11 protein-coding genes, 2 pseudogenes and 1 riboswitch are annotated in these 13,685 nt (G+C 33.8%); of the genes and pseudogenes, 8 read left to right on the top strand and 5 right to left on the bottom strand.

Translation table 11 applies throughout. The features are described from left to right. Positions 1–644, top strand: a 644-nt coding sequence (locus MOC86_RS27240; RefSeq protein ID WP_268587006.1) for an IS3 family transposase, incomplete at its 5' end; no start/stop codon positions are given. Positions 645–942: 298 nt separating this feature from the next. Here MOC86_RS27240 and MOC86_RS27235 read toward each other — a convergent pair. Further along, the gene (locus MOC86_RS27235) at positions 943–1,494 is read right to left on the bottom strand and encodes a CBO0543 family protein (protein WP_268587005.1); all 552 of its coding nucleotides are present in this window, start codon (positions 1,492–1,494) and stop codon (positions 943–945) included. A gap of 1,154 nt (positions 1,495–2,648) precedes the next feature. Here MOC86_RS27235 and MOC86_RS27230 point away from each other — a divergent pair. From MOC86_RS27230 to MOC86_RS27215, 4 genes and pseudogenes are all read left to right on the top strand, one after another. Beyond that, positions 2,649–2,952 (top strand): annotated as a pseudogene (locus MOC86_RS27230) (NAD(P)H-dependent oxidoreductase); the annotation flags it as partial. Then, complete coding sequence (locus MOC86_RS27225; protein WP_268587008.1) at positions 2,871–3,062, top strand: hypothetical protein; 192 nt, start codon at positions 2,871–2,873, stop codon at positions 3,060–3,062. The pseudogene MOC86_RS27230 and the gene MOC86_RS27225, both read left to right, overlap by 82 nt. Before the next feature lie 469 nt (positions 3,063–3,531). Next, positions 3,532–3,684: riboswitch (cyclic di-AMP (ydaO/yuaA leader) on the top strand. Positions 3,685–3,816: 132 nt separating this feature from the next. Beyond that, on the top strand, positions 3,817–4,473 hold the full coding sequence (locus MOC86_RS27220; RefSeq protein WP_268587004.1) for a potassium channel family protein: 657 nt from the start codon (positions 3,817–3,819) through the stop codon (positions 4,471–4,473). Positions 4,474–4,627: 154 nt separating this feature from the next. Then, complete coding sequence (locus MOC86_RS27215; protein WP_268587003.1) at positions 4,628–5,983, top strand: TrkH family potassium uptake protein; 1,356 nt, start codon at positions 4,628–4,630, stop codon at positions 5,981–5,983. 613 nt (positions 5,984–6,596) lie between these two features. On the opposite strand, the gene MOC86_RS27210 is transcribed toward MOC86_RS27215, so the two are convergent. Then, positions 6,597–6,920: a YnfA family protein gene (locus MOC86_RS27210; RefSeq protein ID WP_268587002.1), complete on the bottom strand. Its 324-nt coding sequence runs from the start codon at positions 6,918–6,920 to the stop codon at positions 6,597–6,599. Between the two features lie 680 nt (positions 6,921–7,600). Between MOC86_RS27210 and MOC86_RS27205 the strand changes: the two genes are divergently transcribed. Next, complete coding sequence (locus MOC86_RS27205; protein ID WP_268587001.1) at positions 7,601–8,560, top strand: D-2-hydroxyacid dehydrogenase; 960 nt, start codon at positions 7,601–7,603, stop codon at positions 8,558–8,560. 379 nt (positions 8,561–8,939) lie between these two features. After that, positions 8,940–9,155 carry a PaaI family thioesterase gene (locus MOC86_RS27200; protein ID WP_268587000.1) on the top strand — a complete coding sequence of 72 codons (216 nt, stop codon included), beginning with the start codon at positions 8,940–8,942 and terminating at the stop codon, positions 9,153–9,155. A gap of 282 nt (positions 9,156–9,437) precedes the next feature. Here the strand turns inward: MOC86_RS27200 and MOC86_RS27195 are convergent, their stop codons facing one another. Then, a complete protein-coding gene (locus MOC86_RS27195) occupies positions 9,438–9,935 on the bottom strand; it encodes a TetR/AcrR family transcriptional regulator (protein WP_268586999.1) in 498 nt (165 codons plus the stop codon). Between the two features lie 164 nt (positions 9,936–10,099). Here MOC86_RS27195 and MOC86_RS27190 point away from each other — a divergent pair. Further along, positions 10,100–11,260: pseudogene (locus tag MOC86_RS27190) on the top strand (DHA2 family efflux MFS transporter permease subunit); the annotation flags it as partial. Positions 11,261–11,441: 181 nt separating this feature from the next. On the opposite strand, the gene MOC86_RS27185 reads toward MOC86_RS27190, so the two are convergent. Further along, complete coding sequence (locus tag MOC86_RS27185; protein ID WP_419146701.1) at positions 11,442–12,413, bottom strand: PLP-dependent aminotransferase family protein; 972 nt, start codon at positions 12,411–12,413, stop codon at positions 11,442–11,444. 98 nt (positions 12,414–12,511) lie between these two features. Beyond that, positions 12,512–13,685: reverse transcriptase domain-containing protein (locus tag MOC86_RS27180; RefSeq protein WP_268586998.1), on the bottom strand; the 1,174-nt coding region annotated here is incomplete at its 5' end.

The raw sequence follows: 13,685 nt of genomic DNA, 5'->3' as shown, positions 1-13,685 counted from the left end.
AGAAGGGAATCAAGGTAAATCAAAAAAGAGTAGGCAAACTAATGCGTCAAATGAACGTGTATGCGAAAGGAAGTCGGTATCGCTATAAGCGTTATAATAAGAAATCACCTTCTATAGAAAGACCCAACCTCTTAAATCAAGTTTTTCACACAGACGGACGAAATAAAATATGGGTCGGTGACATTACCTATATTCCTACTCAAAAGGGTACCTTATACCTCGCAGTATTTGTAGATATGTATTCGAGAAAAGGGAGTGGCTGGTCTATGAGTACACGGATGAAAGATTCTCTTGTGATAGACGCTTTTTTACAAGGATATAAGAAAGAGCATCCTCCAACAGGATTAATTATCCATACAGACCAGGGGTCTCAATATACAGGTAGTCATTTTCAAGCCATACTGAAAAAGTATGGGGCTGTTTCAAGTGTCAGTAGAAAAGGAAATCCTTATGATAATGCGTTAATGGAATCCTTTTATAAGACCATAAAAAGAGAGCTCATTCATGGGACCAAATTCACGACACCCGAACAAGCTCGAAAAGAAGTATTTAAATATATAGAGCTCTATTATAATACCAAAAGAATGCATTCTTCTCTGCCTTATCTTTCCCCTATTGAATACGAAAAAGCTTATTCATCATAGTAACCTAACTTAATGTCCAGTAAATATTGACAAGTCCAAACCTCCAATTGTTAGTGGTGTCTAACAATTGGGGTGCAGTCCAAAAGGAGAAAGGTCGTTTTTCTTTATAAGCGTATCAGACATGGCAGCGTGATTCTTCACAACATCTTTTGTAGTTTGCTCAGGAGATTGAATATTATTCATCTAAAAATAAATAGCCTTTAGCCTTCTTCAAATAATAGTCATACTCATAACAAAGACCACTCAGTATTTATTAGTATATAAGACGCTCTTAAATAGTAGTCAAAAGTAAACCGTCCTATCCAAAATAAAGTTTTTTAAATTTATCTTTCACACTTATATAATGAGCTATTAAATAAATAAAAAACTGGATGATGAAGGAGTAAAAATAACTCCATTTTACAGGATCATATATTCCAATCCATTTTACAATGGGAAGAGCGATGATTGAAAATATGGCGTATACTAGTGCTTTTAAAAAAGGAGTTGTCTTTGGCCTTATTTGTATGAAAAACATAACCGTAATAGGTAGGACAAAAAAACTAAAAGGGATGTAATGAGATAGAACGGGGAATATCTCATAATCATATTTCCATAAGCCAAAAAATGTTCCGATATAATCCAAATTCGAAGAAGCTAAAGCCACAAATAGACCCGCATATTGTAAGCGATCAGCACTTTCTCGATTTCGATATTTAATCCAAAGGATGAGTGGAATCACAATCAGTAAAATTCCTATCCACCAGCGCCAAGCGAATAAGGAATGTTCAGTCCATGCATGTAAAATTTGTTTATTTAAATCTAAAGATTTTTTGTAGAAATCTGTAAAAATAGAAGACTGTAGTATCATTTCATAACCTCTTAATTTTGAATTTATATGATTAAAATGAGCAGAATTAAGCTAATATATTCTTTGATTTTGTTTTTAATTTAGAGAATACAAAAGTAACCGCGATTTTATATGAAGAAAGTAGGCTTGATCCTGCTTTCGAGCCTTTAAGGCTACTTTATACTAAGAAATCTGTATAAGTTTTTAGAGGGATTCTTGATTTATATTTTTTAAGAGATTTTTAACAACTCATGGTGTGTTATCTTACTACCTAGAACATTGATTATGTTACTTTATGGTTTGCTTTTTCTTTTCCTAGGCTTATTTGGATAGAGATAAAATTTCTATAATAAAAGGCAGGTAAGGAGTACTGTGTATATAATAGGCTGCTTTTGTTAACAACAATAAAGTTAGATATTGAACAACAGATATGATTTTTTGGAGGATTTGTATGAACTACAAAAAAAACACTTGATAACTTCGACGTTTTTGCCCAGGGAATATGGTATCCTATTGGGCTTAGTATAAGTCTGTTGATTTTTGTATTATTCATGCCAAAGAAATTAACGTGGAGAGAGATTTATATTACTTTTGGAGTTGTCGGCTGGCTAGCCACTATAAACCGATCTTACTTTTGGCCCCAATCTAGATTTCTTTGATTTAGGGACACCTCAACATGAAGGGATTGGAGATATTATATCGTACGGAGTTATTCCAGCTTTATTTGCTGTAATATTTTTAAACTATTACCACAAAGAAAAAAAGTGGAGGTTCGTTCTTATTTTTACAGCCTTATCCTTATTAGCACATTGGCTAATGGTACAAGTAGGATTTATGAAAGAAAATTTTTGGAAAGTAGGATATGACATACCTGTTTTTTTATTTGTGTATAGAGTTTTTTTACCGTGGCATTTAAGGTTTATTCGAAAAGCCTAATAAGCACTCCATCTTTTTAAGAAAACGAACTAATCGAACAGAAAAAACTAGTTAACATAAAACATGTGCAAGGAAGTGAAAAAGGACAACTTCGTTACTAATTAATGGAGTTGTCCTTTTTTGTTTCTCTTACTTATCCTTTTATGGACTGTTTAAAGGGCCATTTACTATAGTTCATATTAAAAAGAGTAAAGCCTTTATAATAAGGATTTACTTTATACAATACTAATTCAAGACAATTGGTTCTTGTTTTTCACCCCGACTTAACGGCTTCTCGTGTTAATCGACGCTTGACGAAAGAAATGGAGAAGCAAGCCAACGGTTACCGTTCACCGTTTTTATGAGGCTTATCTCGATGAAAAGATCGATGTCGCAGTCGAGCAGAGACTATTAGAGAAGCACGACCGCATCGTTTTGCAATTTCCTTCCTACTGGTACAGCACGCCTTCATTGATGAAAAAATGGGAGGATGCCATCCTTTCTTACGGCTGGGCTCATGGAAGCAAAGGAGACAAGCTGCACGGAAAAGAGCTGCTGTTGTCACGAAAGAAAAAGTATTAGAACTTGCAGAAAAAGCAACTATAACAGGATCTGTAGGAGGAAATCCTGACAGTCTTCCAAAACAATGGACTGATTGGTTAAAACATTTATAGACCTTTACATTTAAGTTATAAATACAGCTTATATACTCACAAAAAAAGACTTCATTTTGATTCGTTTTTCTCAAAATGGAGTCTTTCTATTTACGATTAAACCTTTGTCTATAACCAAGCTTTTATAGTTTATATAATGTTGCTTATTAGAACATAAAAAAATTTTTTCTAATTCAAATAAGATTCTTTTCCTCGAACATTTTATTAATAATTCTAACATATGTTTCTTTTAAAGACTTTTCTAAATCATGCTGCTTTAATTCTATTACTTTATTAGAGGGCTTTGCTCGCTGTCTTCATTTGTACGTTTTCTACCATTGATAGAGACGATGATCAAAAGAAAGCAGGGATTATCTGCCCTTCTACTAAAAAAGGTTCTGATGTAAGGATAAAATAATAGAAATAGACGTTAATTTAGTCTTTACAACACAAAAAAACAGGAGTAATATATCTTTGGTAAATTCATAAATCATCTTAATCGCTGAATCCGTATGGAGCGGGGAAACCAATTTTGTAACAGTTTTTTCTGTTACTTGGGGTGAATCCTTTATGTAAGTAAAGGTAGGGTTACTTCTTGACCCGAATCCGACAGCTAACTTCGTAAGCGTTAGGGAGAGGGTGTGAAACTTGTGATCAAAGAATAATACGACCACGGGGGACTCCTCTGTGGTCTTTTTGTCGTTAAATGTATATTTCTGTGTTTTTTAATACTAAACAACAAACCCTAATGGAAACGGGGTAAGGAAGGATTATAATGAAGAAATTATTTGCCGTATTTGGTTTAGGACGTTTTGGTTCAACTCTCGTTAAAGAGTTTTATGATATGGGTATCGAAGTATTAGCTGTAGATACAGACGAGGCAAGAGTTAGTGAATATGTGAATTATGCCACGCACGCCGTTTGTGTCAGTTCAATCGACGAAACGGTTTTACGTAACTTGGGCGTTGGCAATGTCGACCATGCTTTCGTTTCTTTCGGAAATGACATGCAAACCAGTATATTAACTTCATTACTCTTAAAAGAAACGGGAGTTCGTAAAGTGTGGGCAAAAGCGCAAAACGAATATCACTCAAAAGTGCTTGAAAAAATTGGAGTAGATCGAGTTATCCATCCCGAACGAGATGTAGCCAAAAGGATTGCTCACCATATTACTTCCGATAAAATGATTGATTTTATTGAGTTATCCAAAGAATACAGCATTGTAGAGATTGTGGCAACAAACAAGGTGGATCATTATAGCTTGGAAGAACTTAACATACGAGCCGAATATGGATGTAACATTGTGGGGATTCAACGTCATGGAAGGTTTGTGGTTGCTCCTGCTGCAGAGAAAATCATTTATAAAGATGATGTTTTAATTGTGATGGGAAATAATAAAGACATCACACGCTTTGAAAAAGAAGGTGTGTAAGATGAATATAGCATCCATTAAAATTCTTCTCAGTTCTTTGTATTAATGCTTGCGTTTTTCATTATATGAGGAGCAATATTGTTCAAGCTTCCCTTTACCATGATGGAATCTTTCAGTTAAACCTTTACTCAAGACACGTTGAAAGGAATTTAATATGTTACTTTATAAGTCACGTAAAAGACATAAAATAAAGAAATTGGAACCTGCATCTATTTTATTTTCGGGATTTTTAGGCTTAATATTGCTAGGAACAGGATTATTAATGATACCTGCTGCTACAAGTGATAGGCATCATCTGAGCTTTATCGATGCTCTTTTTGAAGCCACTTCTGCCGTGTGTGTAACAGGATTAGCTGTTGTCGATACAGGAACTACCTTTACTTTATTCGGCCAAATCATTCTACTTGTACTCATTCAAGTCGGTGGTTGGGGATTCATGACCATTGGTATCCTTATGTTTATTATATTAGGTAAGAAAATAGGATTACAACAAAGGTTAATCCTTAAAGAATCTTTAAATGCATTTTCTCTACAAGGCGTTATTGCATTAGTCCGACGTGTTGTGTTCATTACCTTAGCTGTAGAAGCTATTGGAGCCCTTGTTCTAGCTATTCGTTGGGCACAAGAGATGAGTTGGGGAAAGGCTATTTATTATGGGATATTCCATTCTATATCTGCATTTAACAACGCAGGATTTGGCTTAGAACCTGATAATCTAAGTAAATGGGTAGGAGATCCAACCGTCAATATCGTTATTACGTCACTTTTCATAATAGGTGGAACAGGTTTTTTTGTAATCGCAGATATTTTAGAAAAACGAAATATAAGGAAATTTTCTCTTCATACTAAAATTGTATTAGTTTCGACCATTATTTTAAATATTGTGAGTACACTTGTTATTTTTGCTTTGGAATATCATAATGCTGACACGTTAGGTAAATTAAGCATGGAAGATAAATGGTGGGCAGCTTATTTTCAAGGAGTTGTTCCTCGTACAGCTGGTTTTAATACGTTAGATATAGGAGAGCTAACGTTAAGTTCAAAAGTCTATATGATGGGCCTTATGTTTGTGGGAGCAGCTCCAGGTTCAACAGGTGGTGGAATTAAGATTACGACCTTTGTCTTAATATTGTTGGCTTTGTGGTCAGTGCTAACAAACAAAGAGGATATTAACATTTTCCAACGCCGAATACCAAAATCCCTTATTTATAGAGCTTTTTCTATTGCTACTTCTGCAATGATTTTTGTCTTTGTCATTTTCTTTTTACTAACTATCACAGAAAAAGGAGTAGATATGTCCACACTCTTATTTGAAACCATTTCTGCTTCCGGAACGGTTGGACTAAGTGCTAATTTCACAGGCGACTTAAGCCCCGCAGGACGCATTCTCATTACGATTATGATGTTTATTGGAAGAGTAGGGCCTCTTACCATTGGTTTTGTGCTTGCTATTCGTGCAAATAGACAATCAAAAATTCGTTATGCAGAAGAAAAGATTCTTCTTGGTTAAAAGGAATAACTTTTATATTTCGAACAAACTAAACAAGATGCCATTAGAGAATCATCTTATACAGTCTAAAACAGAAAAAACCTTCTCATACAGTAAGATGGTTTTTTCTGTTTTTAGGATGTATATGTTATTCATTCCTAGTTTACGTAATGCATGTTCGAGGTAGTAAAAAGAGCGCAAAACCGTTCAATAACAATGGGTTTATGCTTTATATATATACTTTTACGGAATTGTTATATAACGTCTACATAAACTAAAGGATAATAGTCAAATAATCAAATTAGTGTTTGATTATTAGTCGGAAAAATTATACACTGCAATCAAATGTGCATTTGATTATTAGGAGGTTCTTATGTCAAAAGATCGCTGTGATATTTATTGTTATAACAAAGAAAAAGTCAATAGCATTAAACCGTCTCCATCTGTATAAGATTAATAGTATGAATATTACTTGGCTTATATATAAAGTAATGATAATAAATAATTGAATGATAAAAAGTAATAAAGAAGTTTTGTTCTATTTTATAGGTCATATTTTCTTAGCTAACATAGCACAAATTTTAGGAACTACAGAGGAAGAGAGTAAAGATTTTCACTCTCTTCTTTTCATCACTTAGTTTCTTGGCCATAATATAATAAAAACACCAATTAAGCATACAAGCCCACCGACCCAATCATATGTATCTGGAATTTTCTTATCTACTAACCAGCCCCAAAATAAACTCATAATAATAAAGACGCCTCCATAGGCTGCATAAACCCGACCAAAATCAGGGAAGGCTTGCCATGTAGCAATAATCCCATAGAGAACAAGAGCTATTCCACCGAATAACCCTAACCAACCAGATGCTCCTTCTCGTAACCATTTCCAAATAAGGTAGCCTCCACCGATCTCTGCTATTCCAGCTAATAAAAATATAAAGATTGCTTTAATCATCATAAATACTCCTTGCGTAAATTTTCTTCTTTTACATTGTATATCATATTGATTATTAGTTAATATAATAGTTTTTATGAGAAGTGAAAAAAGCGTAAAACCATTAAAACTATAAAAGTGATTGCTGTGAAAGGTTAAATACTTATCTTATGAAGGGACTGGTTAGTTTTGAAAGACTTGACAGCCACTTCAGGAAGTGTATTACCTCAAATTGAAAGTAGATATTCGTATTATTCACAAGGCACTTTGGTATGAACCGATATACGTAGTGAAAGGGCCTCACAAGGGCAAATAACTTTAATCTATTAGAAGTGTATGAAAGAAAAAGGCAGCATCCAATTAGATGCTGCCTTTTTCTTTCAGTAATTATAAGGATAATTATTATATATTTATTAAAATAATCCATTTTTTGATTTAAAATATTGTACTTTCATAACTCGAAATTACAACATGTTCGAGAAAGTGAAAAAGCCCAAACCTGTTGATTACCAATGAGTTTGTGCTTTTTCTTTTGCTTTTCCTATATTTATACTTTAGTCTAAATATTTTATGTGCCTACTTGTATATACCTGTGAAAATTTTGTTATTTATTTTTATTCAACTATAATGAAAGTCAGTTAGATGTTTTTAATATTTGCATTAAAACTGTCTTAAGAAGAGTTCAAAAGAGGAGGAATCTAATGAATACAATTCAACCTAATATTCTTATATTTAGTCCTAATGAATCAGAGGTAAAAGCTTATACTGAATATATTTGTAATCAAGGGTTTACATCTGTCAAAGCAGCAACAAGTTTAGAGCAAGCAGAAAGATGTTTATCAGGTACTGAAGTTATTTTAGGATGGAAATTTCCTACCCAATTATTGAATAAACAAATGGGCTCATCTGTCCGTTGGTTCCAATCAATGGGAGCTGGGATTAATGACCTTATTGCAGATAAATCAATACCTCAGAATATTAAAATAACCAGAATTGTTGACCAGTTTGGTACTTATATATCTGAATATGTATTTAAATTTCTCTTAGATATAGTTAAAAATGGTCCACGTATGAGAAAAGCACAACTAGAAAATCGATGGGATCCATTTATTTCTGATTCTCTAAAGGGGAAAACTATTGGAATAGCCGGGCTTGGATCAATTGGGACTGAAATTGTTCGTAAAGCCCGGGCGTTTGATATGAATGTAAATGGATTAAGCTTTAGTGGAAAACAAGCTTCATTAGTAGACCTTCATTTTAATCCAAATCAATGGTACGATTTTGTAAAAGATCTCGATTATTTAGTGTTAACACTTCCTTTAACAGACGACACGTATCATATTGTGAACTACGAACTTCTTCTAGCCTTGAAACCAAATTCTTGTGTTATTAACGTTGGACGTGGCTCCTTAATCGATGAAGATAGTTTAATATCTGTCTTGCAATCCGGGCATCTCCAGGCAGCTGTTTTGGATGTATTTGAGGTAGAACCGTTACCAAAAAATCATGAATTCTGGTCTATGCCTAATGTGTATATCACTTCACATTTATCGGGACCAAGTACTGTACAGGATGTAAGTAACTTTTTTTTGAAGAATATTAAACGGTATATAAATGGACAACCCTTAGACGGATTCGTTGATAGAAAGCGTGGTTACTAGAATAGGAAAAGACAAGGGGAATAATCAGTATAAACGGGATGTAACTGTATCGTACTATTGATTAAGAGGGGCATACGAGTAATTTTTATTTAAGTAAAAAATGATTTAATCCTATATATTTTAACTAATCATTTACTTTCACCAGTGTGCCTGCTTTTAGTACTCTTAAGAATTTTGGGAACTTATATTTTTCTTATTTTTAGTTAACATAACACAGATTATCTTTACAAACAAAAAAGATATCCCAATAATATTATCCCCTAGAGTTTAGGGGGATAATATTACTCATAAGAGGAGTCATCATATAGTTTGGTTCAATCATTTTCTCTGTCAATTCCTCGTCACTCCATAATAATTTATTGATGGTAATGGGGTAGCGATGGGAGGATTTATCGCTTCAGCAGCTGATGTTATGATAGCGTACGCGATTACATCAAAACTTAAAGATAATCAAACGTTTGCGTCGATTGATTTACATACCTCATACCACCGACCAGTATCCGTAGGAACAGTAGAAGTTGAAGCTAGAGTAGGAAGACTAGGAAAGAAAGTCGCCTATCTTGTAGCAGAGTTATTTCAGAATGAAAAAAAGTGAGTGATGTTGTTTCTTCTGTAATGATTCTGGAAGAGGGATAGGATCTAGAACGGTTCTAATGTAAAATCTTATAAGAAGAAATAAAGCAGCTTAGACATTACTAGGCTGCTTTATTATTAATTATTTATCTATCTGGGTAAAACGTTAGATACATTTCTCAATCATCCTAAATAGGTTAGCAGAATACCCAGTTTTATTCATATATGTCTGTCAATCATTGTTTTTTCTAAAGACGAGCCTACATTCTAATTTTAAATAAGAGCGTATTTCCCTATCTAATGTTTATGATTTATACATTAAATAAATTTGTTTGGTAATATAATTCGAACTAAAATGAAGGCCGTTTTTTATCCACCACATGATGATACCTACCAGAGAGGCCGTTTTAATATCAACTGCAACATAATCATCAGGTAGATTCTCCTCCGTATTTTTTCTTCTGGTTTCTATTAATTGTTTTAACAGTAAAAATAACTGCTCCTCAAATTGATCTATTTTAAATAGAGTAAGCAAATAAGTTGGATGGATATATAAATAATCAAGCAATTGGGTTAGCTTTTGCTTTTTAGACAAATCTTTTGCATGGATTAAATCACAGGTTTTATCAGAAAGCTCATGAAGAATTTCATCTGTGATTTGTGTCAATAAATCTTGAATATCTTGATAGTGTAAATAAAACGTTGTTCGATTTAACCCTGCTTCAGATGCAACTTTTCTAACTGTTAAGTTTGAGAGAATTGGATCTTTACCTAAGAGAGAAAAGACGGCGCTTTTAAACATTTCTCTCGTACGAGTAGTACGAGGATCTTTTTTTTAGAGATAGTCATTGTTAAACTCCTTTGTAGATTTTACCCAGACTTTATCGACACACCTTGTTTTCTATGTCGAGTAGTGAACACTTTCAGGTAAACTGTTCATGGTCAAGGAATATATATTTTGTTACTATGAATTTTGGGGTTCTGTTGACAGGAAGAATGATTCAAGCGATTGGAGCAGGCATCATTACACCACTAATGATGACCGTGATTTTATATTTATACCCTAGTGAAAAGCGCGGAAGTATTATGGGGACCATTGGCTTTGCGATAATCTTTGCACCAGCTATCGCTCCTACTTTATCGGGCTTTGTTGTTGAGTATGTTTCCTGGAGATGGCTATTTATTGGATTAGTTCCCTTTGTATTAATCGTTATTGTTCTAGCATTTAAATATTTAATGAACGTTTCCGAAACGGCAAAAGCAAAATTAGATGTTGTGAGTGTTTTGTTATCTACAATTGGTTTTGGCTGTATTTTATTCGGATTTAGTAGTGCTGGAAGTAAAGGATGGGATCATCCTGTAGTTATCACGACCATTGTTGTTGGTGTAATTGTTACTATTCTTTTCTGTTTACGACAAATCAAATCTAATGATCCATTATTGAATTTATCTGTATTTAAGTATAAAGTATTTACCCTTACATCTATCCTCAACATACTTATTACAATGATTATGTATGCGGATCTTATTCTTTTACCTATTTACTTACAAGATGGAAGAGGTTTTACCGCATTTGAAGATGGATTACTATTATTACCTGGAGCTGTCATTAATGCCTTTTTATCGCCAGTCACAGGAAAAATGTATGATAAATATGGGTCGAGACCCATTTTTATTACTGGGTTAATATTTATTATGATTTCCATGTGGGGGGTAATTGATTTAACTGAATCCACGACTTATATGTACTTAATGGTCCGTACCATTATTTTACGAATTGGACTAAGCTTTATCTCCATGCCTTTAAATACAGCAGGATTAAATGCTTTACCAAGAGAGTTAGGTTCACACGGTTCAGCAGTCAATAATACCGTACGACAATTAGCAGGAGCTATTGGAACGGCGGTAGTCGTTACAGTGTATACAATTCATACATCACGCGCTACGGAGTTATCTACTGAGAATGAGAATATGGCAGCTATGCAGCTCGCTAAGTTATCTTCTATTTATGGTTCAAGTGATGCCTATATGTTTATGTTAGTGTTATCTTTTGTCGCCTTAATTTTTGCTTGCCTAATGCCTAAAAAAGCAGCTGTCCAAAAAGGGCAAAGTAAATCCCTTAACTAAGATAGACACTATTTTTATCTATTGTATATAAAACAAAAGCCTATTTGAGATTTCTCAGGTAGGCTTCTGTTTTTGTAAGGAGGTTTTATGTTATTAATGTTTAAATAGGTTTCATTTAGATATATTTCTACGGACGGTTTTGCATCCTTTTATAATTTAGATTTGCAAGTAGGGGAAAAAGTCAGAACCAAGATTTAGAAAGTAATTGCACTCCTTCATTAATCCCATTCTCATCTAAACCAGCAAACCCAAGAAGGATTTGAGGGCACTCTTGATGAGGTGGCTGATCATAAAATGTAGATACAGGATACACTAAAACTCCCTGCTTTCTAGCCTTATCAATAAGTTCTCTCTCTGTCATATTATTTTTAGGTTCTAAAAGCACATGTAATCCAGCTCCCGAACCCATTACTTTTACCTTACCATCCATATGAGCTCTGATAGCAGTAAGCAAAGCATTGTGCTTTTTCTTATAAATATTTCTTACTTTGTTCAGATGTCTGGACCATTGACCAGTTTCTATAAAGAGCTTTAGCGTATGTTGATGTAATCTGGAAACGGTTTGCACATAACCAATAAAGTGTTTGTTATATTCAATTAATAACTTACTAGGAAGTACCATATAGCTCAAGCGTAGTGATGGAATGAGAGACTTCGCAAAAGTTCCCATATAGATTACTTTTTCATTTGAATCAAGACTTTGAAGAGAGGGAATAGGCTTTCCTTCATATCGAAATTCACTATCATAATCGTCTTCAATAATATATCCTCCTGTTTCCTTTGCCCATTCTATTAATTCTAGGCGTCGAGATATGGGCATCACCATCCCCAAGGGAAATTGATGAGAAGGAGTCACATAAACGACTTTCACTTTACTATCTTTTAAGTGAGTAACATTTATTCCATTTTGATCAAGAGGGATAGGTTTGACTACTTGTCCATACTCCTTAAATATAAATCTTACGCGATTATAACCTGGTTCTTCTATACCATAAACTAATTCTCTACCCACTATTTTACACAGCATGCTTAATAGATATTGTGTACCGGCCCCAATAATAATTTGGTTTTCCGAACATTCAACTCCTCTAGATTGATATAGATATCTAGCAATATATTTACGAAGTTCTAACTGTGCGTGATAGGTAAGGATTTGATATTATCTCCACCTTTTCCCCCACCTAACACCGTACGTGACAGTTTCCCGTCATACGGCGTCCCATCATCTCCAGCTAATAGTTACAAGTTAACTTATAGAGTTATCGGTTCATTACCAGCTTCAATTCGGAGGTAATTCAATTTATCTAATTTCTTTGCGTTTAATTTAAATAGAAAGAGCGAAGCTCTGATTCTCTTTTGATTTGTCATGTGGATGAGATGGTGAATGTATTTGTCCACTATAACTAAGTTGTTAAATTTATCAGTGCCCCCGTTTTTAACAGGAATCTTATGATGGCAGTGTACTCTGTCAATCCCAATCGTTTCTCCCGTTATATAACATTTCCCGTATTGAGTTATATATTTCGATATCCGGTTATCATTATATTCAATACTCTTGTTCCTCGAGTATCTAGACATTACTTGGATTAGGACATCTTTCGGTATAGCTTTAAGGTTCTTATGAACCTTAGTACGTCCAGTTCTAGTGTAATTACATATATCTTGGGAGAAGTTCCATGGGTTTTTATGATGTTTTCCTGTTACTGGAAGTAAAGGAGTTTTACATATGGAATACACTTTAGTGTCTAATTGAATTCCTTTTGCTCTCACTTTAAATTTCATAGGTGTTTGATTAAATTGAATAATTTCTCCATTATTTCTCAGTCTGGATTTCATAGATTTAAGCAGAGTGTAGTTAATTCTTGTTAAATCTAAATAAATTTTAGTAGCGTATTTGTAGTAATTTTGAATACCAATAAGGGTAATATTAAATTTCAAAACATTATCAGCTGTAGGATATCTTTGAATTTCCTTAATTCTTTGCTTTAAAATCTGAGTAGTTTTCTGCCTCGCTTTATCAGCCATACTACTTTTGGCGACAAAACCATACCTAGATTTGTTCTGTTGAACTAATTTGACTTTAAAGCCAAGAAAGGTAGACGAGTTCTTTTTAAGATTTACCACTTTAGATTTCTTTCGGTTAATATCTAATCCTAACCTATTGTTAAGAAAATCAATGGTGGCATGGTAGTATCTTTGCGCACCTTGATATGTTCTGCACATAATCTTAAAATCATCTGCGTATCTGACAATGAAGCCATCCTTTAAATTTGTATATTTACGTGCATAATGTCTAAAGTTAATGTTTGTCTTGAAATTGCTAGGTTTGAAGGTCTCCCATTGATTACTAATCCACCAGTCTAATTCATTTAAGACAACATTTGATAGGAGAGGGGAGATGATACCACCTTGGAGACCTCCGAAA

Origin of the sequence: Priestia endophytica (assembly GCF_026790145.1) — a bacterium.
GTDB lineage: Bacteria > Bacillota > Bacilli > Bacillales > Bacillaceae_H > Bacillus_I > Bacillus_I endophytica_A.
Note: the sequence above shows the minus strand (reverse complement) of the source record. Positions and strands in the feature narration are given on the sequence as shown.

Bases quoted from the DNA above. Each gene is read 5' to 3' on its own strand.
- MOC86_RS27225 (WP_268587008.1), top strand. From the start codon at position 2,871: ATGGGAGGATGCCATCCTTTCTTACGGCTGGGCTCATGGAAGCAAAGG.
- MOC86_RS27215 (WP_268587003.1), top strand. From the start codon at position 4,628: ATGTTACTTTATAAGTCACGTAAAAGACATAAAATAAAGAAATTGGAA.
- MOC86_RS27235 (WP_268587005.1), bottom strand. From the start codon at position 1,494: ATGATACTACAGTCTTCTATTTTTACAGATTTCTACAAAAAATCTTTA.
- MOC86_RS27195 (WP_268586999.1), bottom strand. From the start codon at position 9,935: ATGTTTAAAAGCGCCGTCTTTTCTCTCTTAGGTAAAGATCCAATTCTC.
- MOC86_RS27220 (WP_268587004.1), top strand. From the start codon at position 3,817: ATGAAGAAATTATTTGCCGTATTTGGTTTAGGACGTTTTGGTTCAACT.
- MOC86_RS27205 (WP_268587001.1), top strand. From the start codon at position 7,601: ATGAATACAATTCAACCTAATATTCTTATATTTAGTCCTAATGAATCA.
- MOC86_RS27210 (WP_268587002.1), bottom strand. From the start codon at position 6,920: ATGATTAAAGCAATCTTTATATTTTTATTAGCTGGAATAGCAGAGATC.
- MOC86_RS27200 (WP_268587000.1), top strand. From the start codon at position 8,940: ATGGGAGGATTTATCGCTTCAGCAGCTGATGTTATGATAGCGTACGCG.